Annotated in this window: 22 protein-coding genes, 2 tRNA genes and 1 rRNA gene; 14 read left to right on the forward strand and 11 right to left on the reverse strand. The window is 46.0% G+C overall.

Translation table 11 applies throughout. The annotated features are described in order from the left end of the window. Positions 1-84 precede the first annotated feature (84 nt). From rrf to GXP65_RS21560, 6 genes are all read left to right on the forward strand, one after another. Positions 85-201 (forward strand): 5S ribosomal RNA (gene rrf, locus GXP65_RS21535). 32 nt (positions 202-233) lie between these two features. After that, a tRNA-Asp gene (locus tag GXP65_RS21540) sits at positions 234-310 on the forward strand. A 35-nt stretch (positions 311-345) separates the two neighbouring features. Further along, positions 346-422 (forward strand) — tRNA-Trp (locus GXP65_RS21545). A gap of 388 nt (positions 423-810) precedes the next feature. Next, the gene (locus tag GXP65_RS21550) at positions 811-1,143 is read left to right on the forward strand and encodes a DUF1904 domain-containing protein (RefSeq protein WP_005424824.1); all 333 of its coding nucleotides are present in this window, start codon (positions 811-813) and stop codon (positions 1,141-1,143) included. A gap of 12 nt (positions 1,144-1,155) precedes the next feature. Next, positions 1,156-1,995: a penicillin-insensitive murein endopeptidase gene (gene mepA / locus GXP65_RS21555; RefSeq protein ID WP_162093712.1), complete on the forward strand. Its 840-nt coding sequence runs from the start codon at positions 1,156-1,158 to the stop codon at positions 1,993-1,995. A gap of 337 nt (positions 1,996-2,332) precedes the next feature. Further along, positions 2,333-2,641 (forward strand): hypothetical protein, encoded by a 309-nt coding sequence (locus GXP65_RS21560; protein WP_005424765.1) that lies wholly within the window; start codon positions 2,333-2,335, stop codon positions 2,639-2,641. Between the two features lie 42 nt (positions 2,642-2,683). Here the strand turns inward: GXP65_RS21560 and GXP65_RS21565 are convergent, their stop codons facing one another. The 3 genes from GXP65_RS21565 to rdgC form a co-directional block, all read right to left on the reverse strand. Beyond that, positions 2,684-2,938, reverse strand: coding sequence for a YfhL family 4Fe-4S dicluster ferredoxin (locus GXP65_RS21565; RefSeq protein WP_005445273.1), 255 nt, complete (start codon positions 2,936-2,938; stop codon positions 2,684-2,686). Positions 2,939-2,940: 2 nt separating this feature from the next. Further along, a complete protein-coding gene (gene yegQ, locus GXP65_RS21570) occupies positions 2,941-4,341 on the reverse strand; it encodes a tRNA 5-hydroxyuridine modification protein YegQ (RefSeq protein WP_005424818.1) in 1,401 nt (466 codons plus the stop codon). A 166-nt stretch (positions 4,342-4,507) separates the two neighbouring features. Continuing rightward, a complete protein-coding gene (rdgC, locus tag GXP65_RS21575) occupies positions 4,508-5,422 on the reverse strand; it encodes a recombination-associated protein RdgC (protein WP_005445276.1) in 915 nt (304 codons plus the stop codon). 224 nt (positions 5,423-5,646) lie between these two features. Here rdgC and phoB point away from each other — a divergent pair, with 224 nt between their 5' ends. Genes phoB through GXP65_RS21590 form a run of 3 tightly spaced genes read left to right on the forward strand, consistent with a single transcriptional unit; the run spans position 5,647 to position 8,640 of the window. Then, entirely contained in the window at positions 5,647-6,336 is a 690-nt protein-coding gene (gene phoB, locus GXP65_RS21580; protein WP_005424836.1) for a phosphate regulon transcriptional regulator PhoB, read from the forward strand. Between the two features lie 40 nt (positions 6,337-6,376). Then, positions 6,377-7,675, forward strand: coding sequence for a phosphate regulon sensor histidine kinase PhoR (gene phoR / locus GXP65_RS21585; RefSeq protein WP_038885644.1), 1,299 nt, complete (start codon positions 6,377-6,379; stop codon positions 7,673-7,675). Beyond that, entirely contained in the window at positions 7,675-8,640 is a 966-nt protein-coding gene (locus tag GXP65_RS21590; RefSeq protein WP_038896020.1) for a phosphate ABC transporter substrate-binding protein PstS family protein, read from the forward strand. The genes phoR and GXP65_RS21590 overlap by 1 nt, the downstream gene beginning before the upstream one ends. A 50-nt stretch (positions 8,641-8,690) precedes the next feature. Here the strand turns inward: GXP65_RS21590 and ppx are convergent, their stop codons facing one another. Both ppx and ppk1 read right to left on the reverse strand, forming a co-directional pair. Next, a complete protein-coding gene (gene ppx, locus GXP65_RS21595; protein WP_162093701.1) occupies positions 8,691-10,196 on the reverse strand; it encodes an exopolyphosphatase in 1,506 nt (501 codons plus the stop codon). After that, positions 10,180-12,270 (reverse strand): polyphosphate kinase 1, encoded by a 2,091-nt coding sequence (gene ppk1 / locus GXP65_RS21600; RefSeq protein WP_162093702.1) that lies wholly within the window; start codon positions 12,268-12,270, stop codon positions 10,180-10,182. The genes ppx and ppk1 overlap by 17 nt, the downstream gene beginning before the upstream one ends. A gap of 211 nt (positions 12,271-12,481) precedes the next feature. Between ppk1 and GXP65_RS21605 the strand changes: the two genes are divergently transcribed. Genes GXP65_RS21605 through phoU form a run of 4 tightly spaced genes read left to right on the forward strand, consistent with a single transcriptional unit; the run spans position 12,482 to position 17,938 of the window. Continuing rightward, complete coding sequence (locus GXP65_RS21605; RefSeq protein ID WP_162093703.1) at positions 12,482-14,686, forward strand: ABC transporter permease subunit; 2,205 nt, start codon at positions 12,482-12,484, stop codon at positions 14,684-14,686. A 27-nt stretch (positions 14,687-14,713) separates the two neighbouring features. Beyond that, positions 14,714-16,387 (forward strand): phosphate ABC transporter permease PstA, encoded by a 1,674-nt coding sequence (gene pstA, locus GXP65_RS21610; RefSeq protein ID WP_162093704.1) that lies wholly within the window; start codon positions 14,714-14,716, stop codon positions 16,385-16,387. A 2-nt stretch (positions 16,388-16,389) separates the two neighbouring features. After that, complete coding sequence (gene pstB, locus GXP65_RS21615; RefSeq protein ID WP_005424834.1) at positions 16,390-17,208, forward strand: phosphate ABC transporter ATP-binding protein PstB; 819 nt, start codon at positions 16,390-16,392, stop codon at positions 17,206-17,208. A gap of 31 nt (positions 17,209-17,239) precedes the next feature. After that, positions 17,240-17,938, forward strand: a complete 699-nt coding sequence (phoU, locus tag GXP65_RS21620; RefSeq protein ID WP_005424791.1) for a phosphate signaling complex protein PhoU — start codon at positions 17,240-17,242, stop codon at positions 17,936-17,938. A gap of 2 nt (positions 17,939-17,940) precedes the next feature. Here phoU and GXP65_RS21625 read toward each other — a convergent pair whose 3' ends face one another. From GXP65_RS21625 to GXP65_RS21650, 6 genes are all read right to left on the reverse strand, one after another. Next, positions 17,941-18,420 (reverse strand): hypothetical protein, encoded by a 480-nt coding sequence (locus GXP65_RS21625; protein WP_038890715.1) that lies wholly within the window; start codon positions 18,418-18,420, stop codon positions 17,941-17,943. A 57-nt stretch (positions 18,421-18,477) separates the two neighbouring features. Then, entirely contained in the window at positions 18,478-19,116 is a 639-nt protein-coding gene (locus GXP65_RS21630; protein WP_005424795.1) for a YadA C-terminal domain-containing protein, read from the reverse strand. A 151-nt stretch (positions 19,117-19,267) separates the two neighbouring features. Next, positions 19,268-20,203 (reverse strand): LysR family transcriptional regulator, encoded by a 936-nt coding sequence (locus tag GXP65_RS21635; RefSeq protein WP_005424822.1) that lies wholly within the window; start codon positions 20,201-20,203, stop codon positions 19,268-19,270. Between the two features lie 9 nt (positions 20,204-20,212). Beyond that, positions 20,213-20,989, reverse strand: coding sequence for a polyphosphate kinase 2 (gene ppk2 / locus GXP65_RS21640; RefSeq protein ID WP_005424773.1), 777 nt, complete (start codon positions 20,987-20,989; stop codon positions 20,213-20,215). Positions 20,990-21,055: 66 nt separating this feature from the next. Next, positions 21,056-21,799 carry a copper homeostasis protein CutC gene (locus GXP65_RS21645; RefSeq protein WP_162093705.1) on the reverse strand — a complete coding sequence of 248 codons (744 nt, stop codon included), beginning with the start codon at positions 21,797-21,799 and terminating at the stop codon, positions 21,056-21,058. Positions 21,800-22,074: 275 nt separating this feature from the next. Then, on the reverse strand, positions 22,075-22,683 hold the full coding sequence (locus tag GXP65_RS21650; protein WP_005424820.1) for a peroxiredoxin C: 609 nt from the start codon (positions 22,681-22,683) through the stop codon (positions 22,075-22,077). A gap of 200 nt (positions 22,684-22,883) precedes the next feature. Between GXP65_RS21650 and GXP65_RS21655 the strand changes: the two genes are divergently transcribed. Next, a complete protein-coding gene (locus tag GXP65_RS21655) occupies positions 22,884-23,789 on the forward strand; it encodes a hydrogen peroxide-inducible genes activator (RefSeq protein WP_005424789.1) in 906 nt (301 codons plus the stop codon). Positions 23,790-24,005 lie beyond the last annotated feature (216 nt).

Here is a 24,005-nt window from a genome sequence, read left to right on the forward strand (position 1 = left end):
CACCCAAGGGGTTTTGATGGACTCAAAGCAAGAACGAATTGAATGTGTAAGAACTGAAAACAGCTTTCCAGATTAAAGAATTTGCTTGGCGACCATAGCGATTTGGACCCACCTGACTTCCATTCCGAACTCAGAAGTGAAACGAATTAGCGCCGATGGTAGTGTGGGGCTTCCCCATGTGAGAGTAGGACATCGCCAGGCTTTAAATTTAGACTTAAATGTCTAACCAGTGCGGAGCGGTAGTTCAGTTGGTTAGAATACCGGCCTGTCACGCCGGGGGTCGCGGGTTCGAGTCCCGTCCGCTCCGCCACTTATTCGAGAGTCGTCTCATTAAACACGAACTACAGGGGTGTAGCTCCAATTGGCAGAGCAGCGGATTCCAAATCCGCGTGTTGGGAGTTCGAATCTCTCCACCCCTGCCATATTCAAGGCTCTAGCAGAAATGCTAGAGCCTTTTTCGTATTTGAAGAAAAGAGTACTAATCTAGTTGGACGGCTGGAGCGTCAACCCGCTTGGTTGCAAGTCTTATCGAATCTCAAGAGTGCTGGTCCAAACCACCCCTGCCATTTTCTAAAGCCCCCAGCAGAAATGCTGGGGCTTTTACGTCTGAAGAAAAGAGCATCAACCTAGTTAAAAGAGTAGCGGATCCCCCTAATACCAAAATAGCAGTGTTGGGACGAAGCTTTCGAATCACCGCTATGGCTTTACGGTATCCTCCAGTTTTGTGGCGGATAGCTAGCGCTCAACGTGATTAGAAGGTGACTTCCTGTTATTATCGGCGCTGAATTCTAATAATTAGGAAGCAAGTCTATGCCACATCTTCGATTTAGAGCGGTAGAACCTCAAACGGTTCAAGCACTGTCAAAACCTCTTACTGATGAATTGCAGCCATTAATGGACTGCCCTCGTGAAGATTTCACGTTTGAGTACATTTACACCACTTTTTTCAGTGAAGGTGAAGTAAGCAGCGCTTATCCTTTTGTTGAGGTGTTGTGGTTTGACCGTGGACAAGATACTCAGGACGAAGTTGCCAAAGCAATTACTAAGCAAGTACGTGGCATCGTAGGTGAAGATATCGACGTTGCGGTAATTTTCTCTGCACTCTCTCCTAAAGGCTACTATGATAATGGTGAGCACTACTAAGGAATGAGCGTGATGAAGCTGAGTCTTTCTTTTTGTTTAAGTTTTTTATTCTCAGCTTCACTCTATGCATCCCCGTGGGAGCAGGTCTCTGGTCCCACAAAAAACATTTCTTCTTCTATTGGCAGTTATGCAAATGGCTGCTTAGATGGCGCTTCTCCTCTCCCTCTTTATGGTATTGGTTATCAGGTACTACGAAGTAAAACGAAACGTTACTATGGGCACCCCCATACAATAAATTTCGTTGAAGAATTAGCGCTGAAAGCAAACCAAGATCTGAATACAACGCTACTTATTGGTGATTTGTCACTGGCAAGAGGCGGACGCTTCTCTTCTGGCCATTCTAGCCATCAAACGGGATTAGACATTGATATTTGGCTGCGTTTGGCTGATCAACCACTTTCCTATAATGAGCTTCAACTTCCTACGCCAATGAGTGTCGTGGATCTCAAGAAATACAAGATCCTAGAGCATCGCTGGGAGGTTCGGCATTTTGAGCTTATTCGTAGTGCGGCACAAAGTGAGGACGTGGCTCGTATCTTTGTTCATCCAGTGATTAAGGAACAGCTATGTAAGCAGGAAGGAGAGAATGACCGAGCTTGGTTGCGTAAGGTGCGTCCGTGGTGGGGACACCACTACCATTTTCATGTCAGGTTAACTTGCCCTGAGTCGAGCTCTAATTGTGTAAACCAAGCACCTCCTCCTGTGGGTGATGGCTGTGGTGCTGAATTGGCTAGTTGGAAACCTAAAGCGACGCCGCCTCCAGTGGCGAAGAACAAGCCTAAAGTGACACCAAAGCCGAAAAAACAAAAGGTGATACCAGCACAGTGTCAATCGTTGATCACTAAGAACTAAAGACCTTTGCCCCTCATTAATCTATCCATATGTCTTTTCCAGTTCTTTTTATGAAACTGGAGAAAGATCATTCTTTTGTCTACAGTGAATAATACCAGTACAAAAACTAACCTGATTAGTTTTGGTGGCATATTATAGAAATCTAACATAAACAAAAGGTTGCGTTCGCTTTCGTTACTCGCAACTTTAATTTCAAGAAAGATCTTTTCGTCGCGATTCTCTGATTTCTTAGCAATATGTCTGTTGGTTGGTGAAGGACAAACGACAACGCAGACTACTGTATTAAGGTGGGAAAGGAGGTGGTCTCCCCACCAAAGAGTTAATCAAGGACAAAACCATGACTATGATTTGTGCAAAAGAATTTGCAGAGTGGTTAAGACACAGATTTAGCAGTGATACTAAAGGGGTCTATTTGACTCGAGAGGATGTTAATCACCTGACAGGGCGTCAGCGCCTTGATCCAGGTTTTGTTAATGATGTGCATTACGAACTGATGCAATACGGAATAGCTTTCGTTACTGATACGAGCCGTGAAAATTTTTATTTGATACCGGTATCTCAAGCTGAAAACTGGCGCGAAAAGTTAGAGTATCATTTCGAAAAAGAACTGTTTTGCAACATCATTCCTATCGAAAAATCGGGTTAAAAAAAAGGTTCAACTTTGGCTACAAAGTTGAACCCTTTTTGATTACGCTAACCCTTGAATAATCACAAACTTCTCTAGCAATTGCTCTTCAGTTTCAACATGATTAGGGTCGGTAATAATGCATTTTGTAATAGGACACACTGACTGGCATGTTGGCTTCTCGTAGTGGCCTTTGCACTCAGTACAGAGTGCTGGGTCAATCTCGAAAATGCTGTCACCCATAGTAATAGCACCGTTAGGGCACTCTGGGTCACACATGTCACAGTTGATGCACTTATCGGTAATAAGTAGTGCCATGATTACTTACCAGTTGGGTTACGGGTATCCTGACCTGCATTTAAGTTACGCATCAACAGGCCGTATTCTAGATCCATGTCTTCTGGAACTGGGATAAATACGAAGTGGCCGTTACCTTTTGCGTCTTCAATTGATTCTGACTTACGGTTTTCCATCGCTTCTAGCGTGAAGATTACGTTGCCTTTTGGTGTCATTAGCTCAAGGCTGTCACCAACGATGAATTTGTTCTTCACCTCAACTTCCGCCATGTCACCACGACGTTTGCCAGTGAATTCACCAACGAATTGCTGAGCATCAGATACAGAGTAACCGTAATCATAGTTTTGGTAGCTGTCGTGAGTATGGCGACGTAGGAAACCTTCTGTGTAGCCACGGTGAGCTAGGCTTTCTAGCGTACCCATTAGGCTTTCATCAAATGGACGACCAGCAACTGCGTCGTCAATCGCTTTGCGGTAAACCTGAGCAGTACGAGCACAGTAGTAGAATGACTTAGTACGACCTTCGATCTTCAATGAGTGAACACCCATCTTAGTTAGACGTTCCACGTGTTGGATTGCACGCAGGTCTTTCGAGTTCATGATGTAAGTGCCGTGCTCATCTTCGTAAGCTGCCATCTTCTCTTCTGGACGGTGCGCTTCAGAAAGCAGAACGACTTCATCGGTTGGTTTGCCGCGACCGATGGTTGTCTCAGGACGCTCGTCAGCGACTTCAATTGCTTGAGCTTCCGTTGGGTCAAATTTTTCTACGATATCGCCAGTGTCGTTTTCTTTGCCTTCTTCAACTTTATATTCCCAACGACATGCGTTAGTGCAAGTACCTTGGTTAGGGTCACGCTTGTTGATGTAACCGGACAGTAGGCAGCGACCAGAGTAAGCCATGCATAGAGCACCGTGAACGAAAACTTCTAATTCAGTTTCAGGACAATGCTCGCGAATTTCTTCGATTTCTTCTAGAGAAAGCTCACGAGAAACGATCACACGCTCAACACCGTTAGCAGCCCAGAATTTCACTGTTGCCCAGTTTACTGCGTTCGCCTGTACAGACAGGTGAATTGGCATTTCTGGGAACGCTTCGCGAACCATCATGATAAGACCTGGATCAGACATGATAAGTGCGTCTGGGCCCATTTCTACCACAGGCTTAAGGTCACGGATGAAAGTTTTAAGCTTAGAGTTGTGCGGTTGAATGTTACATACCACGTAAAGCTTTTTGCCTAGGGCATGCGCTTCGTTGATACCGATTTGTAGGTTTTCGTGGTTGAACTCGTTGTTACGTACGCGAAGGCTGTAGCGAGGTTGACCAGCGTATACTGCATCTGCGCCGTAGGCGAATGCGTAACGCATGTTTTTAAGGCTACCTGCTGGAGATAGTAGCTCTGGTACGAATGCTTTCTCTGTTGTCATTGCTCAATTCTCTTAATATCTGATCACAAGTCAGGCCAATTCCACCTCATGGAAATGGGGCGCAAATTTTACGTCAAAATGTGACCTGTGACTAGGAGAATTATAGTTTAGATAAACAAACGCCCTCAAAAAAAGTGAGGGCGTTATGGTTAATATTTGTACGAAATTAAGCGTTAGGGTTTGGCAGACCGCCCAATGCTTCGTATAGATTTGGTAGGAAAGCGCTGAACTCGCCACACATTAGAGAGAAGTCTGCGTCGAAGCGAGCAGCCTGATCTTCGCGTGGGATATCATCGTTTTGGTCTTTTAGTTCATCAGAGAACTTCAGGCGTTTGATGCCAGAATCTTCTGCCATGATGAATTCGATACGATCTTGCCAGTTCAGTGCTAGCTTAGTCACCACTTTATCTGCAGCAATGTGGTTGCGGATTTCATCGGTTGTAAGCTCTTGCTTCTTACAACGAATCACGCCGCCTTCTTCTAGCACAGACTTAAGCTCAGCTTCGTCCATCATTGTGATGCCTTGTGGCGTATCACCGGTTTTCACCCATTCCGTTAGCGTCGTTTCGATCGCAACTTCTGGGATTGCTGGTACAACAGGTAGGCTACCCATTGTCTTACGTAATAGCGCTAACACGTCTTCTGCTTTTTTGTAGCTGCTTGCATCAACAAGGATGAAACCTTCTTTTGGCATGATCAGTACGTAAGTGTGGCTGCTACGGCTGAATGCACGAGGCAGCAGATCCATTACGATGTCATCTTTCAGATTGTCTTTCTCTTTCTTTTTAAGAGGACGACCTTCTTGTGCTTCCATTGCTTCTACTTTCGCGTTTAGTGAATCTTTGATCACTGAAGCTGGCAGCATTTTCTCTTCTTTCTTAGCGCAAATCAGAATGCGGTTTTCAGAAACGTGCGTCATCATGTCGCCATTTCTACCCATCGCGCTAACCCAACCAAACTTTTGCTTATCTTGGCTGCCACAAGGGGTGAATCGGAACTCGGCTAGTTGAGTTTCCAGTTGATCGGCGTTGAAGTTAACCTCGCGGTTAACGCGGTATACCAGACAGTTTTTAAACCACATAAATCTTCTCTAGGCTTGATGACAAGGGACTAATCATAGGGAATTTTCCCGGCGTTGTCCTAATTGAATTGAAAAAGATCATGATGAATCTCAAAAGAAACTTATATGAAAATTTGTTTTCAAAGGTCACAAAAGTGTCATAATTGGTAGTAATAATGCTTATGCATAGAGGGGCGCTTTGTCCTTTAAATTCATTAGCTCAACTCACATAAGGTTATTCAATTATGTCTAGAAGGATTCTGGTTGTTGAAGACGAAGCTCCGATTCGCGAAATGCTATGCTTCGTGCTTGAACAGAAAGGTTATCAAGCAGTAGAAGCGGAAGATTACGACTCTGCGGTAACCAAGCTGGCTGAACCCTTCCCGGATTTAGTGCTACTAGACTGGATGCTACCAGGTGGCAGTGGTATTAACTTCATCAAACACATGAAGCGCGAAGAGTTAACTCGCAACATTCCTGTTGTAATGTTGACAGCTCGTGGTGAAGAAGAAGACAAAGTGCGTGGCTTAGAAGTTGGTGCAGATGACTACATCACCAAACCTTTCTCACCAAAAGAGTTGGTTGCTCGTCTTAAAGCCGTTATTCGTCGCGTAACACCGACTGCGCTTGAAGATGTGATTGATGTACAAGGTCTGAAGTTGGACCCTGTTTCTCACCGCGTGACTGCAAATGATGAAGCAGTAGATATGGGACCAACTGAGTTCAAAATGCTGCACTTCTTTATGACGCACCAAGAGCGCGTTTACAGTCGTGAACAACTGCTAAACAACGTTTGGGGGACCAACGTGTATGTTGAAGACCGTACCGTTGATGTACACATTCGTCGCTTGCGTAAAGCACTTGAAGCAGCAGGTCACGACAAACTAATCCAAACCGTTCGTGGCGCAGGATACCGTTTCTCGACGAAGGCATAACATTGCTAGCAGCTTATCAATACCATTTCTGGAGTAATGAGTGGTTGAAAGATTGACTTGGAAAAAGCTGGCCTGGGAGCTGGCTTTTTTTTACACCCCTTGGGTGATAATAGGTTGGATATTCGGTTATATGCCGTGGTTGCTTTTGGCGGCCACGGCTTTGCAGCTTGTATGGCATTTGCATAATCAGGTGCGCTTGTCGGCTTGGTTGTGGGATGAAAAGCGTCTTACGCCACCGTCAGGTAGTGGCAACTGGGAATCGTTATTCAACGGCTTGTACCGATTGCAACAACGTCAGCGTCGTAAGCGCAAAGAGCTTACCAATTTGATTCGCCGTTTCCGAAATGGTGCTGAATCGCTGCCGGATGCGGTGGTGGTGTTTCGTGCTGAAGGTAACATCGTATGGTGTAACAAGCTCGCACAACACCTTTTGGGTTTCCACTGGCCGGAAGATTCTGGGCAACCTATTTCTAACCTCATCCGTACTCCAGACTTTATTAAGTACATCAATAAACAAGACTTCTCAGAGCCGCTAGAAATGCGCTCACCATTGAATGTCGAGCGAATGTTGGAACTGCGTATCGTGCCTTACACCGAGGGGGAGCACTTGATGGTGGTGCGTGATGTGAGCCAGCTTAAGCAGCTTGAAGGTATGCGTCGTAACTTCTTCGCTAACGTATCTCATGAACTTCGTACACCGATGACGGTACTGCAAGGATATCTTGAGATGACGGAAGACCCAGACATGATTGTTGGCCCGATGTGGACGAAAGCGCATGGGGTGATGACAGAGCAGCTCAACCGCATGAACAGCTTGGTTAATCAGCTTCTGACGCTGTCTAAGATTGAGGCGGCACCAATGCATGAGTTGGAAGATGTGGTCAATGTCCCTAGCATGTTAGAAGTGCTAGAGAAGGAAGCGGTAAGCTTAAGTGGCGATGATCAACATCAGTTGAAGTTCGATGTTGATTCTAGTCTGCGCGTGCTCGGCGATGATGACCAACTGCGTAGTGCGATCTCCAACTTGGTGTACAACGCGGTGAAATACACCCCACCTGGTGCACACATTAATGTTCGTTGGTATCAAACGGCACAAGGTGCTTGTCTAGAGGTTGAAGACAGCGGTGACGGTATTGAACCACAACACTTACACCGATTGACGGAGCGTTTCTATCGCGTCGATAAAGCTCGTTCACGCGATACCGGCGGCAGTGGTCTGGGCTTAGCCATCGTTAAGCACGCGTTGAGCCACCATGATTCTCATCTCGAAATCCACAGTGAAGTTGGCGTTGGCAGTAAGTTCTCTTTCGTTCTACCAAGTCGTTTGGTGGTGAAGTAATGAGCGTCGTATCCAAAGTAATCAAGAAAGTTACTCTAGCCACACTGGTACTCTCCAGCGTGGCTTTTGCACAAGATGAACCGTTGCCGAATTATCAAAAGACAACGGGTATAGCCGGTAACTTATTGTCTGTCGGCTCAGATACGTTAGCGGGTATGACCACGCTTTGGGTAGAAGAATTTAAATCTATCTACCCGAACATTAATGCTCAGGTACAAGCTTCTGGCTCATCGACTGCGCCACCGGCGTTAACAGAGCAAACTGCGCAATTCGGGCCAATGAGTCGCTCAATGCGTATGCGAGAGATCGAAGCATTTGAGCGGGTGCATGGTTACAAGCCAACGGCGCTTCGCGTTGCGATTGATGCAATTGGTATTTTTGTGCACCAAGATAATCCAATCAAAGGGCTTAACTTCCATCAGCTGGACGCGATGTTTTCCGCGACATTGCGCTGCGGTGAAAGTGAGTTCATCACTAACTGGCGTGAGTTAGGCATCAAAGCTGAATGGGCAAAACGTAACTTGCAGCTGTTTGGTCGTAACTCGGTATCGGGTACCTACGGTTACTTTAAAAGTAATGCCTTGTGTGGTGGTGATTTTAAAACTCGTGTGAACGAGCAACCAGGATCGGCATCAGTAGTGCAGTCTGTGGCATCAACGATTAGCGGTGTTGGTTATTCAGGCGTAGGTTATCGCGTGGCGGGTGTTCGTTTAGTCCCAATTGCAAAAACGGGCACAGACTATGTTAGCCCAGTACGTGAAAATATTATCTCAGGTAAGTACCCACTATCGCGTTACCTCTATGTGTATGTGAATAAACATCCGGATTATCCGCTAAGCCCAATTGAAGCTGAGTTCATTCGCTTTATGTTCTCTGCTCAAGGGCAAGCGCTGGTTGCGAAAGACGGTTATGTTCCGATTACTGCTGATTTCGCTGCCGAGGAATTAAAAAAGGTCGGTTTGTAAGCCGACCTTTTTCTTTGTCTCACTGAGTTCATAGTTAACTGAGTTCATAGTTAGAAGCTCAATGTCCATCCTGCGCTTTCCCAGCGTTGCTGTTCTTCCTGCAAATCGGCATCGAGCAGTTTGTTATTCTCCAGCCAATCTTCTTCTGTGCAGGTAAGTACCCACTTATCTTCTTGTATCGATAGTGTCAGCTCTGGCAACGGGTCATCATTGCGTTGACCGTTGACCACAATGGCTAGACGCAGAATCTTAATTAAGTTGATGATGTCACTCTCTTTGTAGAGGTTAAACTCTGGGAACTCATTCAACTTGAGGGACTTACGTTGGAAGCGAGCTAAAGTCGCTAATACCAATTGCTGTTCGCGGTTAAAGCCCGGTAAGTTGGAGTGCAGCAGAATGTAGAATGAGTGACGATGGAAACCGCGCAGACTGATACTCAAGCCGACTTCATGCAGCAAAGCCGCCCATTCCAGTAAATCAAACAGCTCACTCTTCTTCTTGATACCAAGTTCAGAACGAACATGGCACAGCATCTCTCTTGCATGACCTTTTACGCGTGCCGAGTGTTCGATATCAACGCGATGTTTTTTCGCTAGGTTTTCTGTGGTGCGCATACGAATATCAGAACGAGCGAAACGTTCTTCCATCTCGTAGAGCAGACCTTCTCGCAACGCGCCATCCGAGAAGAACATCTGGTTGATTTTTAGTGATTGGAAGATGGCAGCCAAAATGGCTACACCTGCGGCAAAGACTGGCTTGCGTTCATCGGTCAGACCAATAAGCTCGATATCATCAATAGACTCAAACTCACACAATGTGTCGATGAGCTTACCCAAACGCTTGTTGGTGATCAGTCCATCTTCATGACCTAAACCAATCAAGACTTCGCGAATAGCTTTAATCGTACCAGAAGAGCCTAGGGCAATATCCCAACCTTTCTTGCGGTATTTTGCAGCAATGGATTCAATACGCTGCTCTGCGGCGAGAATTGCTTTGCTGAAGTTCTTCCGTGACAGTTTGCCATTATTGAAGAACTGTTCGGTAAAACTCACACAACCCATTTGCTTACTGTTGAGAAGCTCTGGCTCAAACTCTTGACCAATGATCATCTCGGTACTGCCGCCACCGATATCGACAACTAACTTGGAGTTAGACTCCGCTTGGGTGTGCGCGACGCCGAGATAGATGAGGCGAGCTTCTTCTTCGCCCGGAATGATTTCAATTGGGAAAGGCAGCACCTTTTTTGCTCGTTTGATAAACAGATGAGCGTTGTTGGCACGCCTTAAGGTATGAGTCGCTGCAATTCTTACGTTTGACGTTTCAAAGCCTTGCAGGCGCTCGGCGAACATCGCGAGGCACTCAAGGCCTCGCTCCATCGCGGCGTGACTGAGGTTTAATTCTGAATCGAGCCCGGCAGCTAAGCGTACTCGCTGTTTATGGCGGCTGACTAATTGCAGGTCACTTCCAACAACTTTCGCCACCACCATATGGAAGCTGTTCGACCCAAGGTCAATGGCTGCAATATGGCGTACATCTTGTTCAAGTATCTGAGGCATCTGCTTTTTGTTTTCTTGTTTGTTTCTCTATATTTTTAAGATAGTCGTAGATGGCAACTTGTGATCGAACTTTTTTACGATTACCTCGCGGTACGTAGCTGTTGCTCATCTCTTTATCTATCAAACGAGCCTTTACTGTATCGGTAAAGTGAATGTTAGTTATATCAATAATGCGTTGTTTCAAACGTGGGTCACGAACTGGAGCTGCAACTTCAATACGATGATCGATATTTCGTGTCATCCAGTCCGCCGATGAGATGTAAACTTGTGGGTCACCATCATTGTGAGTGATGACGACGCGAGGGTGCTCAAGGAATCGGTCAACAATACTGATGATGCGAATGTTCTCGCTCACGCCTTCAATACCCGGTACGAGTGAACACATACCGCGGATAATCATATTGATTTTCACCCCGGCATTGCTCGCACCATAAAGTTTATTGACGATGCCTTTGTCGACCAAGTTATTCACTTTGATCGTCAGCGCTGATTTCTTGCCCGCTTTTGCGTTGGCAATCTCCCCATCAATCAAACGGTAGAGTTGTTTACGCGAATTGCGTGGTGAAACGATGAGGTGGTTAAACCTGACTGGGCGATATGGATTCTCGATATAGCCAAAGACGTTACGAACTTCATTGGTGATTTCCTGATCTGCGGTTAGCAGCGCAAAGTCGGTGTAGATACGTGCGGTTTTCTCGTGGAAGTTACCTGTTCCTATATGCGCGTAACGTACGATTTCACCTTCTTCGCGGCGGCTAATCAGGAGCAGTTTTGAGTGAATTTTCAAACCCGGCGCACCAAAGATAACGTGTACGCCTGCATCGGTGAGAACCTTTGACCACTCGATATTGGCTTCTTCATCGAATCGGGCTTGCAGTTCCACCACCACAGTTACGCTTTTGCCATTGTGTACCGCATCGATTAATGAGTTCATCAAGCGCGAATCTTTGGCAACGCGGTAGATATTAATCTTAATTGCCAATACTTTAGGATCGAAGGAAGCTTGGCGAACCAGTTCAGAGATGTGATCGAAGGTGTGATAAGGGTAGTAAAGCAAAATGTCTTTGGCTTTGATCGCATCGAAACTGTTGGCGTAGCCTTCGAAGTCGGCACACTTCATCGGTGGCATGGGCTTGTTTTCTAAGTACTCACGACCAACATTTGGGAATCCAATGAAGTCTTTAAAGTTGTGGTAACGACCACCGGGAATCAAGCTGTCGTAGTTGGAGATTTGCAGTTTACTGCACAAGAAATCGAGCATCTCTTGCGGCATTTCACGTTCGTAAACAAAGCGCACAGGCATAGCAGTTAAGCGTTGGTTTACCCCTTCAGACATCTGTTCGAGCAAGCTGTATTCGATCTCTAGGCGTAAATCGTATTCGGCATCGCGGGTCATCTTCATCGCGTAGCCGTTTAGCTCGTCATAATCGAAGAAGCCTTTAAACAGCTCATCCAGACAGTAACGGATGATGTTGTCGAGCAGAATGATGGTTTTGCGGCGCTTGCCTTTTTGCTCCGGTACCATGACGAAGCGAGGAAGGTGGTCAGTTGGGATTTCGAGTAAAGCGTACTGGGAATGATCATCTTTGCGCAGATCAACGGTGATGTAGGCGTATTCGTCTTTAAGAAACTGCAACACATCGATGTCATCTTTAATTAAAAGCGGAGTGATGTGTGGCATGACTTCTTTGCGAAAGTACTTGGTGATCCAGCGTTTTTGCGTGTCATCCAGTTGGTTTTCATTAACCAAGAAAATGCGGCGTCGTGCCATCTCGCGGATCAAATCACCGTACAGTTCGTCAAATTGTTCGTTAAGCTTCAATGCTTTGGTTTGCATCTTAGTTAACAAGTGCTTAGAGTTATCGCTTCCACCTCGTTCTTGGCTGATCAAGATCCGACGTTTTACGTCTGCAAAGCGTACCTTGTAGAACTCATCTAAGTTATTGGAAAAGATCCCCAGAAAGCGAATACGTTCGATTAAAGGGACAGTTTTATCGGCGGCTTCTTGCAGTACTCTTTCATTGAAAGACAACCAACTAAGTTCTTTTTCTATATAGAGTTTTTCTGCGCTCATAACCTTACCTAGCCTAAAATGAAGTAAATCCGCACTCATCTGTGGGATAAAAAAGATGAGCCTGAACACTATGAGGTTTACGTTACAGTTTTATTTCATAACACGGCCTACATAAGAGTTGTATTCTTTTCAGTTGTTTAATGTGATCTGTAATATAATTGTCATCTTAACGACATATTCTAGTACTAAGTCAAAAAGGGTAGAGAGATCAATGGCACAAGCCGAGTTTTCATTGCAGGAAAAAGATAAAAAACGATTGATCAAAGATCGTTTGGTTCGTTTTGCAGTGACATCAGGTGGTGTAGGCGTTCTTGCTGCTCTTGTGTTGATCTTCGTTTACCTTGCGATGGTGATCATTCCTCTGTTTTCTGATGCAGAGATCGAAACCAATTATGCCGCTCGTGCAACCCAAAGCGGGAAGCCACTCGCAATTTCCGTTGATGACTACTCTCAAATTGGTTTGGTTTTAACCCAATTCGGTGAAGTTCGTTTTCTATCTCTTGATGATTCTAGCAAGCCCGCGCTTTACACTCAGCAGATAGCTAATAATCCTGTAGCGTTTTCTCAGTCTGCTCCGGGATTAGGGTGGTATGGTTTAGTCGATGACCAAGGTAAAGCGCACATCTTCAAGCCTGAGTTTAACGCGACGCTGCGCGAAAACACTCGTCCACCAGAAGTGGTGCCGTTTAGAACCTCAATCGACATGCAACTGACAGATGCATCTGATCCAGTTAAGACATTTGTTTTTAGTACTTCCACACAAGCTCTAACCCTTGTTTGGCAAACACAAAGCGGCGTGCTAAAAGCACGTTGGCAAGTCCCTCAACTATTAGATGCATCACCTGTTATCCATGATTACACCTTCTCTTCAGGTTTTGATGCGCCAGACCAAATGCTGCTGACGCCAGATGGTAATAACCTTTATTTGCGACATGGATCAGAGCTGATTGTCTTGGTGAAAGGTGACAATAAATTCTCAGTGCGCGAGGTTATCGATCTGACTCAGGGTGATAAAAAGCACTCAGTGAGAACGATGGATTTGCTGGCTGGGGCGTATTCTTTGCTCGTTACGCATAACGATGGTCGTGTATCACAATGGTTTGATACGTTGCAGGGCGACAAACGTACTTTGACTCACATTCGCGACTTTAAGTTGGCGTCTGAGCTGAAGTATTTACTTCCCGATTCACACCGCAAAGGTTTCTACAGCTTTTACACCAACGGTACTTTGCAAAGCCACTACACCACCAGTGAGAAATTGGTACTGTTTAAGCGTGCCTATAAACAAGCGCCAGCGATGGCTGCAATGTCGAATAATGAGCGCTATCTGATTACGTGGCAAAACGACAAACTGACGGTTGCATTTGTTGATAACCCATATCCAGAAGTCTCTCTGTCCTCCTTGTGGCAGAAGGTTTGGTATGAAGGTTACCCAGAGCCCGAATTTGTGTGGCAATCCACCTCCGCCAGTGACGATTTTGAAGCGAAGTTCAGCTTAGTGCCAATTGCGTTTGGTACCATCAAAGCGGCGATGTTCGCGATGCTGTTTTCGGTACCACTGGCAGTTTTAGGCGCAATTTATACCGCCTACTTTATGTCGCCACGTATGCGTCGTGTGGTGAAGCCATCAATCGAGTTAATGGAAGCTTTGCCTACGGTTATCATTGGTTTCCTTGCCGGGCTCTGGTTCGCTCCGATTGTGGAAGACCATCTAATTACCGTTGTGGTGATGCTGTTTGTTTTGCCTTTGAGCACTATGGTGATGGGCGGCCTATGGGCACTGATCCCACAACCGATACGTAATCGCCTGCCAAACGGGTGGCATGCTTTGGTCTTAATGCCTTTGATTTTGCTACTGATCGGTTTGGGTGTGTGGGTATCACCAATGCTAGAGCAAGCTTTCTTTGGTGGGGACATGCGTTTGTTCCTGACTGACCATGGCATTGGCTTTGACCAACGTAACGCGCTGGTGGTTGGCTTGGCGATGGGCTTTGCGGTTATTCCAACGATTTTCACCATTGCAGAAGATGCGATTTTCTCTGTACCTAAGCACTTATCGGATGGCTCATTAGCGTTGGGTGCGACGCCATGGCAAACCCTGATTTATGTGGTCCTGCTAACAGCCAGTCCGGGGATTTTCTCCGCAATCATGATGGGACTGGGGCGTGCTGTGGGCGAAACCATGATTGTATTAATGGCGACGGGTAATACGCCATTAATGGATTGGAACGTACTAGAAGGCTTGCGTAGCTTGTCGGCAACCATTGCGGTTGAATTGCCAGAATCGGAAGTGGGCAGTTCTCACTACCGATTGCTGTTCCTATCGGCATTAATTTTGTTTGTCTTCACCTTTGCGGTGAACGCCTTGGCGGAATGGGTTCGTCAAAGACTGAGAGATAAATATCGTGCGTTGTAATCAGTTAACGAAAGAGCGAGTAATAGCGTGTTAAATTGGATTCGTTCTGGCGCACCTTGGATTTGGTTAACCGGGGGAGCGGTAAGCATCAGTCTGCTTTCTGTCCTCGGTTTATTGCTATTGATTGGCTGGAAGGGGCTGACTTACTTCTGGCCTGCGCCACTTTATCAATGGAATGTTGCTGCGCTGACTCCGGTGCAGGGCGAAGTGCTGCATGAAAACTCGATTCTGGTTGGTCAGGTTTACGAGCGCAGTTTTGTGCCAAGAAGTTACCTACCAGAAGAAGCGGCGAATAAACTCGCAGAAGACGAAGAATTCGCGACACGTTTGAACATCAAAATTGCCAACCGTGAGTTGTATCCAGCTGACTTTATCTCGGTTCTGAAAATGCAGTTGGATGAGCCGACGACACCCGGTGAATGGGCGGTGATTGAACGCAGCAGCGGTGGCTACTTCTTCGGTAAGTTTGTTGCTTTTCAAGATGGCGAAACGCGCTATGAAAACAACATTCCAGCGCTTTTGGACCAGAAGCTCGATGATGCAGAAACCTTGCACCATGAAATTGATATGCTGGTGGATGATCAAGTAAAAGACTTAGGTTGGAAGCTAGAACAGCTTCGCTTAGACAAGCGCAAGCATGAGCTTAATGACACCATCACTGAAGAGTTTTTGGCAAATAACAGCCAACGCAAAGCAGAAATTGAAGCAGAGTTAGCCAAGCTAGACATGCAGCTTGATGGACTGCGTTTGGGCTTCTCTGATTATGCGCTGATTGTCGAAGACATGACTGGGACTCAAGTTTCGATTCCATTAGAAGACATTTTGGACTACTGGTACCCAAACCAAATGTCATTGCCTGAAAAGGTTGCCCATTGGGGGAAGCAGGTTTGGAAGTTCTTATCCGAAGACCCTCGTGAGTCGAACTCAGAAGGTGGTGTTTTCCCCGCGATTTTCGGTACGGTTTTCTTGGTAATCATCATGTCGATCATCGTGATGCCATTAGGTGTGGTTGCGGCGATCTATTTGCATGAATACGCCAAGAATAATGCTCTAACTCGGGTGATCCGTATTGCCGTGATTAACCTTGCAGGTGTTCCTTCTATCGTTTACGGCGTATTTGGTTTGGGCTTCTTTGTTTATACCATTGGTGCCTCAATCGATAACCTGTTTTATGCCGAGCGATTACCCGCTCCAACCTTTGGTACGCCGGGCTTGTTGTGGTCTGCATTGACGCTAGCGGTCTTGACGCTACCGGTGGTGATTGTTACCACAGAAGAAGGTTTAACCCGCATTCCAAGCTCTGTTCGTCATGGTTCGCTAGCCTTGGGGGCAACACAGTTTGAAACGCTTTGGCGAGTGGTTTTGCCTATGGCAACCCCTGCGATAATCACTGGTTTGATTCTCGCAATTGCTCGCGCTGCGGGTGAGGTAGCACCCTTGATGCTGGTGGGGGTCGTGAAGTTAGCTTCGAGCTTACCTGTGGATGGGCAATTCCCTTACGTGCATTTAGACAGAAAGTTTATGCACCTAGGCTTCCACATTTATGATGTTGGATTCCAGACCTCGAATATCGAAGCTGCGCGTCCGTTGGTTTACGCGACTTCCTTCTTACTCGTGACGGTTATTGTCGGACTAAACTTAACAGCAATCAGTATTCGTAATAATCTGCGAGAGAAATACCGAACTTTAGGACAAGATTAAGCATGTTTAACTTTGATAATACATTAGGTTATGAGCCACCATTGGATGTGCATAACCTGACGGATGAACAAACGGCTATCTCGATCGAGAACCTTAATCTTTTCTATGGTCAGGCTCAGGCGCTGCATGATATCTCCATGCGTATCCCGAAAGGGCGCGTAACCGCATTCATCGGACCGTCAGGTTGTGGTAAATCCACATTGCTGCGCTGTATCAACCGCATGAACGATTTAGTCGAAGGTTGTAAGGTGACGGGGAAAGTACGTTTGCACGGTAAGAATGTGTACAACCCAAGTGTGGATGTGGCAACACTGCGCCGCCGAGTAGGTATGGTGTTTCAGCGCCCAAACCCATTCCCCAAGTCGATTTACGAAAACGTGGTTTACGGTCTTCGTTTACAAGGTGTGAAGAACAGTCGCATGTTGGACGATGCGGTCGAGCGTTCACTGCGTTCTGCGGCATTATGGGACGAAGTAAAAGATCGTCTACATGAAAACGCATTTGGACTTTCTGGTGGTCAGCAGCAGCGTTTGGTTATTGCGCGCGCCGTCGCGATTGAGCCAGAAGTACTATTATTGGATGAACCAACATCGGCTTTGGATCCAATCTCAACTTTAACTATTGAAGAGCTTATCAACGAGCTCAAGACTCAATATACTGTGGTTATCGTTACCCATAACATGCAGCAAGCGGCGCGCGTCAGTGACCACACCGCATTCATTCATATGGGTAAACTGATTGAATACTCGGATGCGGATTCGATCTTCACCTCTCCAATGAAGAAACAAACCGAAGATTACATTACCGGTCGTTACGGTTAAGCCGCGACCTTTCAAGGATTAAAGGAAAGCCATGCACTTTGGACGTCACATCTCAGGACAATTTAACGTAGAGCTAGAATCGATTCGTACCCATGTACTCACCATGGGAGGCTTGGTAGAACAGCAGTTGTCGTATGCTATTCAAGCCTTGCACAAAGAAGACATCGAACTAGCGCGTAAAGTTGTGCGTGATGATCACAAAGTTAATGCGATGGAAGTGTCGATTGATGACGCTTGTACTCGCATCATCGCTAAGCGTCAGCCTACGGCAAAAGACTTACGCTTAATCATGGCGATCATTAAGACCATCACAGATCTTGAGCGCATTGGTGATGTTGCAACGCGTATTGCCTACGTGGCGATTGAAAGCCCGTCATCGCAAGAGCGTCAATTCCAAGTCTCATTAGAGCCTTTATGTCGTCAAGCGATCCAAATGCTGCACCAAGTGCTCGATGCGTTTGCGCGTATGGACGTAGAGGCGGCGGCAGAAGTACACAAGCTGGATGATAAGTTGGATGCTGAATACGAAGCGGTGATTCGTCAGTTGATGACTTACATGATGGAAGATCCGAAAAACATCCCACACATTCTGCAAGTGATGTGGTCAGCGCGTGCCATTGAACGCGTAGGTGATCGATGCCAGAACATTTGTGAATACATTATCTACTTCGTGAAAGGGAAAGATGTACGCCACCTTGGCGATCAAAGCATTGATGACGTACTGAAGTAACCTTATAAGCGCAGACCAAAACCCACAGAGAAGTTGACGGCCGTATCGGTAAACGTGTGGGTTTTGTCGTCTTTAAAGATATCCAAATCCGCCCCTGCTCTGACTGAGAGAATCGGATTTACCTGATACACATAAGCACCACCGATACTCAATCCTGTTGTATCTCTTCTTTCCTCTCTATAAGTGCCATCATAACTGGCTATACCAAGGCTGGCTTGAAATCCCATTTGTGGCTGGTGGTCAAACATGTGTTGAAAACCAACGCGATAGGCATCGATAGTTTCGTCAAAGTTTCCACTGGTGTAGGTCACTCGTGAGTAATCAAAATAGAGCGCGTCAAAGCCAGCGACGTCATTAGTGCCAAGCTGAATACCAGCACCGCGAAATGAGCCAACTTTCACTTCTGGAGAAACAAATACACCAGAAGCTTGGGCTGAAAGCGGCGCGATAATCAGGGCAATAAGAGAAAGGGTGCGTTTCATAGGTCTACCTAAAATGATGCCTTCCTTGGCAAATGGACTTACTAACTGAACTTGTGCTTACTTAAAGCTGATTTGAACACCAACGCCGCCAGCAACGTCAGAGGAAGAGTACTTACCCGATGATTCGTAGTGGAAGGTGCCTGATAAGCTAACTTGGTCTGTTAGGCCGTAAGCACCGCCAACCGCGACCGCTTCTTTGCTACCTGAGAAGCCAACACCTGCACCGATGGCCAGTTCACCATGAGTCGCATAAGGACGAGCGTTGGTGACAGCGTGTAGACTTGCGCGAATACCATCCATTTGTTCTGCTTGTTGGTTTAGGCGGTAATCGTATTCAGCTGCCAAGCCTTCTAAATGGTTGAGACGATCATCCGTCGGATTATTTTCAATAGGGTTCGATGGCAGTTGCGGTGTTGGACGCTCTGGGACTTCAGGAATCCCGTTGTCTGGTTCAGGAAGCGTTGGATGTTCTGGTGCTGCTTCGATTGGTGGCGTTGGTGATTGATCTGGGCGTGGACGATCTGGCACACCAGGAACACCATTATCAACTTCAGGTAGAACAGGTTGCTCTGGCACACCTTGAATTGGGTTGGTTGGAATGCCAGGGTTTGGACGATCTGGGACGACTGCTGCAATTGAACTAAAAGAAACAAGTAGGGTGCTAGCAGCGGTAAGCTTTACAATTTTTTTAATCATGTCTGAACTCTCAATAAGTAAACGAGGAACAGCATCCTTACTGTAAGCAATCGCTCTTTCTAAACTCCCTTAAAAGCAGGGCTATCTTATTGAGAAGTAAGGTTTATGACTAAATGGCTATCATTATCTGGGTGATAACTAAAGCTTATCGTTAAGAGACCTTGTCAGCTTGCTGTACTAGGCCTTGTTGAATTAAATCGACCAGCCATTTTACAAGTGGGTTGTTTCGATTTCTAACATGTATATGAGCATGGACAGACTTCATTTGTGGCTGTCCATCAATCGTGACATCGACAGCTCTTAGTCCTTGGAATTGCTCTATTGGGAATAAGTCGGAGTGTGGAAGGTACATATCAGTATGTTTCACCACATCTATGATTGCCATGACTAACTCAGAACGAAATCCAACAGTATGCTCGATCCCTAAATCAGTCAGTAACTGCGAAGCATAGCTGAATTTGTCGTTCCAGCCAGGGGAAATCAAAGATGCGATAGGGTAGCCACTCAAGTCATGCGGTTTTACGTGAGACTGTTTGATTGGGTGGCCTTCACGAACAAGAATCCGTCCCTTTAAATCGATTAGCTTAGGCGTGTAGATCTCTTTATTTGCTAGAAGTAACTCGTAATTGACCCCTATCAGCGTTTCGCCTTTCAAGATTTCATCAACCGTACTGTTTGACCAACTGACTAATTCAAGTTGCGCGTTAGGGGCTAACGCTCTCATTTGTTCGAAGAGGAAACCGGGCAAGCAAGTCATTGTGATTGGTGCCAGTGCAATTCGAATTTTGTTGTCCACTTCGGCAGGATCAAACTGATGAGAGCGGTTAACCGCTGCCGCTAAACCATCGAGGTGGGGCGTAATATCGTTGGCGAGAGATTCTGCGAAAGGTGTTGGTTCAAGACCTGTTTTAACCTTTACAAACAGCTCTTCATCGAAGTGATTACGTAGCTTTTGTAACGCTTGACTGATAGCGGGTTGAGAGACAAACAAGCGCTGAGAAGCTTTACGCATGTTTTTCTCTTGCATCAAAACCATAAAGGTTTTGAGCAGATTTAGGTCAAGGGTATGAAACAGGTCTTTCGCCATGGTACATCTCTAGTATTTATCAGGAACGAAGGTTTGATCGTCTATGGGTGCTCGGACGTAGCCTTCCTTATTCAGCTCTGGCAATTCGATAACTGGATGCTCAAGTTCTTCGTATTCGACTTGACTGAGCAGATGGCTGATACAATTCAAACGTGCTTTCTTTTTATCATCAGAAGGCACTACCCACCAAGGGCAGTTTTTTGTATCTGTGTAAGCAAACATTTTGTCTTTTGCTTGTGAATATTCCGCCCAGCGATTACGTGACTCTAAATCCATCGGGCTGAACTTCCAGCGTTTGATAGGGGTATTGATGCGCTCCAGAAAGCGCTTTTCTTGCTCTTCATCGGAGACTGAAAACCAATACTTAATTAAGATGATGCCAGAGCGTTGCAGCATGCGCTCGAACTCTGGGCAAGAGCGGAGAAACTCCTCATATTGTTCCGGGGTACAAAAGCCCATGACTTTCTCTACGCCAGCGCGGTTGTACCAACTGCGGTCAAACAGCACGATTTCCCCAGCAGCAGGCAGATGTGCCACGTAGCGCTGGAAGTACCATTGTGTTTTTTCTTTTTCTGTTGGGGCAGGAAGAGCCGCGATACGGCAGACACGAGGGTTGAGTTTTTCAGTGATGCGTTTGATGGTGCCACCTTTGCCAGCGGCGTCGCGTCCTTCAAACAGTACCACGACTTTAAGCCCTTTGTGTTTGACCCACTCTTGGAGCTTAACCAACTCAATTTGCAGCTGTTCTAGTGCTTCTTCGTATTCCTTTTTCTTTAGTTTCGCCATGTTTCCTCCCGTCCTTAGTTATCAATATGTTAGCACTCAATAACTAAAGACGGGATTTGAAAGCGCTTAATTGAGAGCTGTTACCATGTTCGCGATAGCATCGGTGTTGGTGACAGGAATCGAAAAATCATCCACATCGGCAGCGCCCATTTTGCTTTGCTCGGCAATAAAGGTCATGTGACTAGGGCGAGTTGTCTTGCCAGATAAATGCACTTCGGTGACTTTGGCTTGTTCAACAAGCTGGCCAACATTGTCTGCATTCACACCGGCGCCTGCCATGATCGCAATGCGTCCTTGTGCTTGCTCGACCAAAGCTCTAAGCACATCGATACCTTGCGGTGCCGAAGGTGCAAGGCCAGAAGTCAAAATACGCTCACAGCCTAAATTGATCACTTCTTCTAACGCTTTTTCAGCGTCACGACACTGGTCAAAGGCACGATGGAAGGTCACGCCTAAGCCAAGCGCTTGAGCAAATTCACACAGTGCAGTTGCGTACGGCATATGAATGTTGCCGTCTTGAGTGAGCACGCCGAGCACGACACCGTTCAAGCCCGCTTGCTTGGCAGCTTCAATATCCCAACGCATCATTTCGATTTCTTCCTCACTGTAGAAGAAGTCACCTTGGCGAGGGCGAATCATCGCGTAAACCGGAATAGTAGAGCGTTTAGCGGCTTGCTGCATAAAGCCATAGCTTGGGGTTAAGCCACCCAAAGCAAGTGAAGAGCAGAGTTCGATGCGGGTTGCACCACCGGTAATCGCGTTGTGGAGAGATTCAATGTTATCAATACAGACTTCAAGTTGAGTGTTCACGAGGTTGTCCTGAATTATTGTAATTATAGCAAATACTAGCAGGACGAAAGGGGAGAATCTGTACTGAGGGCGAAGGAAATAGAGGTAAACTTTTTGCGCGATGCTTGCCTCTTTTGCTTTTCAAAACCGCAGATAAAAAGAAAGCCCAGAGCGAACTCTGGGCTTTTTTATGACTTTACTTAGACTGATTGGCGTTTGCGGTTTTTCCGCTATAGCTTTTTGCTTTATATATACATCCAACCAACACGCCCGTTGAGCTTGGGCGGCAGTGTCTATTACTTGCTTAGGTCGTCTGCGTGCTCAGATAGGAACGCTGCAACACCTTTTGGAGATGCGTCCATACCTGCTTTACCTTCTTCCCATTGTGCAGGACATACTTCGCCGTGCTTCTGGTGGAAGTTTAGTGCATCAACCATGCGTAGCATTTCGTCGATGTTACGACCTAGTGGTAGATCGTTAACTACTTGGTGACGTACAAGACCGTCTTCGTCGATTAGGAAAGAACCACGGAAAGCAACGCCTGCTTCTGGGTGCTCTACATCGTACGCTTTACAGATTTCGTGCTTAACGTCAGCAACTAGAGGGTATTTAACTTGACCGATACCGCCATCTTCGATAGCAGTGTTACGCCATGCGTTGTGAGAGAACTGAGAATCGATAGAAACACCGATTACTTCAACACCTTTAGCTTGGAAATCAGCTAGACGGTTGTCGAATGCGATTAGCTCAGATGGGCAAACGAAAGTGAAATCTAGTGGGTAGAAGAATACTACTGCTTTCTTACCTTTAGTGAATTCTGCAAAGTTGAAGTTTTCAACGATTTCACCGTTACCTAGAACAGCTGCTGCAGTAAAGTCAGGGGCTTGACGACCTACTAGTACCATTTTTTTGCTCCTAAAAAATTTGGTTTGATCCAAACCTACATTCAGTTATTTAGGTTTGGTCCTTGTTTGTGCGAGACAAACTATAGTACAGATTGTAGTATTGAAAAAAGCGAAATAAATAGATTGAGTTCATCGAAAAAAGCGATAATAACGAAACTATTATCTCGATCACTGGAACAGCAATAGATACAAATAGAATTATGAATAAATGGCCTAGCTTGAAGCAGTTACACTATTTGGTCACTCTGCATGAAACTCGACATTTTAGTGATGCTGCTGAGCGTTGTTTTGTCAGTCAATCTACCTTGAGTAAAGGCATCCAAAACCTTGAAGAGTTGATTGGTTGTCCACTTTACGAAAAGAAAGATAAGAAAAGCCCACTGGTTTTCACTCAAGCGGGTGAAATGGTCGTGCAGCAAGGTCGCGAACTGCTCGCTAAAGGGCAAGATCTTGTTGAACTTGGTCGTCTATGCCAAGGCGATGATATGGAAGGGCAGCTAAAAGTAGGTTGTATTCCGACCATTGCTCCATTCTTACTGTGCGACCTTGTCCAAGAGGTAAACTACCGCTTCCCTCAATTAAACCTTCTATTAAGAGAAGACACGACGACTAACTTGCTGCAAGCACTTCGCCACGGTGAGTTGGACGTGTTGATTCTGGCTCTGCCTGTAGAGATAGAAGGAATGGAAAGCCGAGTAGTGGGACAAGACCCGTTTCGCATGGTGATCAGTGCCAATCAAGCGGATTCCGTACCAGTGCCGATCCGTTATGCAGATTTGCCAGATGAATCCGTCTTCTTATTAGAGAAAGAACACTGCCTTACTGAGCACGCGGTTTCAGCGTGTAAGTTGACGGACAAAGAGAAGATCAACCCATTCACCGCAACCAGTCTTCATACCTTAGTACAGATGGTTGCTAATGGTTTGGGTACTACATTTATCCCGCAAATGGCGATTGATCATGGTTTGCTACACAACCAGAACTTGGTGGTGATCGACCCTCCTGGTCAGCAAGCGTATCGCGATATTGGTTTGGTTTGGCGTCCAAGCTCGTCACGATCAAACACTTTCAATCAATTGGCAGAAGTCGTCTCTGAACTGCTTTAGCTATTAGTATTAGCCTGCGACTCCCGATCAAACATCAAAAAGCGCACTAGAAATAGTGCGCTTTTTAGCATTTTATTCTGCGCGTGAACTTTGACTTGTAAAATTTTACAGATGAATTTTCATGAAGCTTTCATAAAATAGTGAAATTTCACAATGTTAATTTTACACAACTGCCTGTGTAACGCGTTTAAGTCGTGTTTAATTTCCTCTTCCTAG

Source organism: Vibrio sp. LB10LO1 (genome assembly GCF_010092875.1).
GTDB classification, from domain to species: domain Bacteria; phylum Pseudomonadota; class Gammaproteobacteria; order Enterobacterales; family Vibrionaceae; genus Vibrio; species Vibrio campbellii.

Excerpts from the sequence above, each read along its gene's own strand:
- GXP65_RS21550 (WP_005424824.1), top strand. The coding sequence starts at position 811 with ATGCCACATCTTCGATTTAGAGCGGTAGAACCTCAAACGGTTCAAGCA.
- mepA (WP_162093712.1), top strand. The coding sequence starts at position 1,156 with ATGAAGCTGAGTCTTTCTTTTTGTTTAAGTTTTTTATTCTCAGCTTCA.
- GXP65_RS21560 (WP_005424765.1), top strand. The coding sequence starts at position 2,333 with ATGACTATGATTTGTGCAAAAGAATTTGCAGAGTGGTTAAGACACAGA.
- GXP65_RS21565 (WP_005445273.1), bottom strand. The coding sequence starts at position 2,938 with ATGGCACTACTTATTACCGATAAGTGCATCAACTGTGACATGTGTGAC.
- yegQ (WP_005424818.1), bottom strand. The coding sequence starts at position 4,341 with ATGACAACAGAGAAAGCATTCGTACCAGAGCTACTATCTCCAGCAGGT.
- rdgC (WP_005445276.1), bottom strand. The coding sequence starts at position 5,422 with ATGTGGTTTAAAAACTGTCTGGTATACCGCGTTAACCGCGAGGTTAAC.
- phoB (WP_005424836.1), top strand. The coding sequence starts at position 5,647 with ATGTCTAGAAGGATTCTGGTTGTTGAAGACGAAGCTCCGATTCGCGAA.
- GXP65_RS21590 (WP_038896020.1), top strand. The coding sequence starts at position 7,675 with ATGAGCGTCGTATCCAAAGTAATCAAGAAAGTTACTCTAGCCACACTG.
- ppx (WP_162093701.1), bottom strand. The coding sequence starts at position 10,196 with ATGCCTCAGATACTTGAACAAGATGTACGCCATATTGCAGCCATTGAC.
- ppk1 (WP_162093702.1), bottom strand. The coding sequence starts at position 12,270 with ATGAGCGCAGAAAAACTCTATATAGAAAAAGAACTTAGTTGGTTGTCT.
- GXP65_RS21605 (WP_162093703.1), top strand. The coding sequence starts at position 12,482 with ATGGCACAAGCCGAGTTTTCATTGCAGGAAAAAGATAAAAAACGATTG.
- pstB (WP_005424834.1), top strand. The coding sequence starts at position 16,390 with ATGTTTAACTTTGATAATACATTAGGTTATGAGCCACCATTGGATGTG.
- phoU (WP_005424791.1), top strand. The coding sequence starts at position 17,240 with ATGCACTTTGGACGTCACATCTCAGGACAATTTAACGTAGAGCTAGAA.
- GXP65_RS21625 (WP_038890715.1), bottom strand. The coding sequence starts at position 18,420 with ATGAAACGCACCCTTTCTCTTATTGCCCTGATTATCGCGCCGCTTTCA.
- GXP65_RS21630 (WP_005424795.1), bottom strand. The coding sequence starts at position 19,116 with ATGATTAAAAAAATTGTAAAGCTTACCGCTGCTAGCACCCTACTTGTT.
- GXP65_RS21635 (WP_005424822.1), bottom strand. The coding sequence starts at position 20,203 with ATGGCGAAAGACCTGTTTCATACCCTTGACCTAAATCTGCTCAAAACC.
- ppk2 (WP_005424773.1), bottom strand. The coding sequence starts at position 20,989 with ATGGCGAAACTAAAGAAAAAGGAATACGAAGAAGCACTAGAACAGCTG.
- GXP65_RS21650 (WP_005424820.1), bottom strand. The coding sequence starts at position 22,683 with ATGGTACTAGTAGGTCGTCAAGCCCCTGACTTTACTGCAGCAGCTGTT.
- GXP65_RS21655 (WP_005424789.1), top strand. The coding sequence starts at position 22,884 with ATGAATAAATGGCCTAGCTTGAAGCAGTTACACTATTTGGTCACTCTG.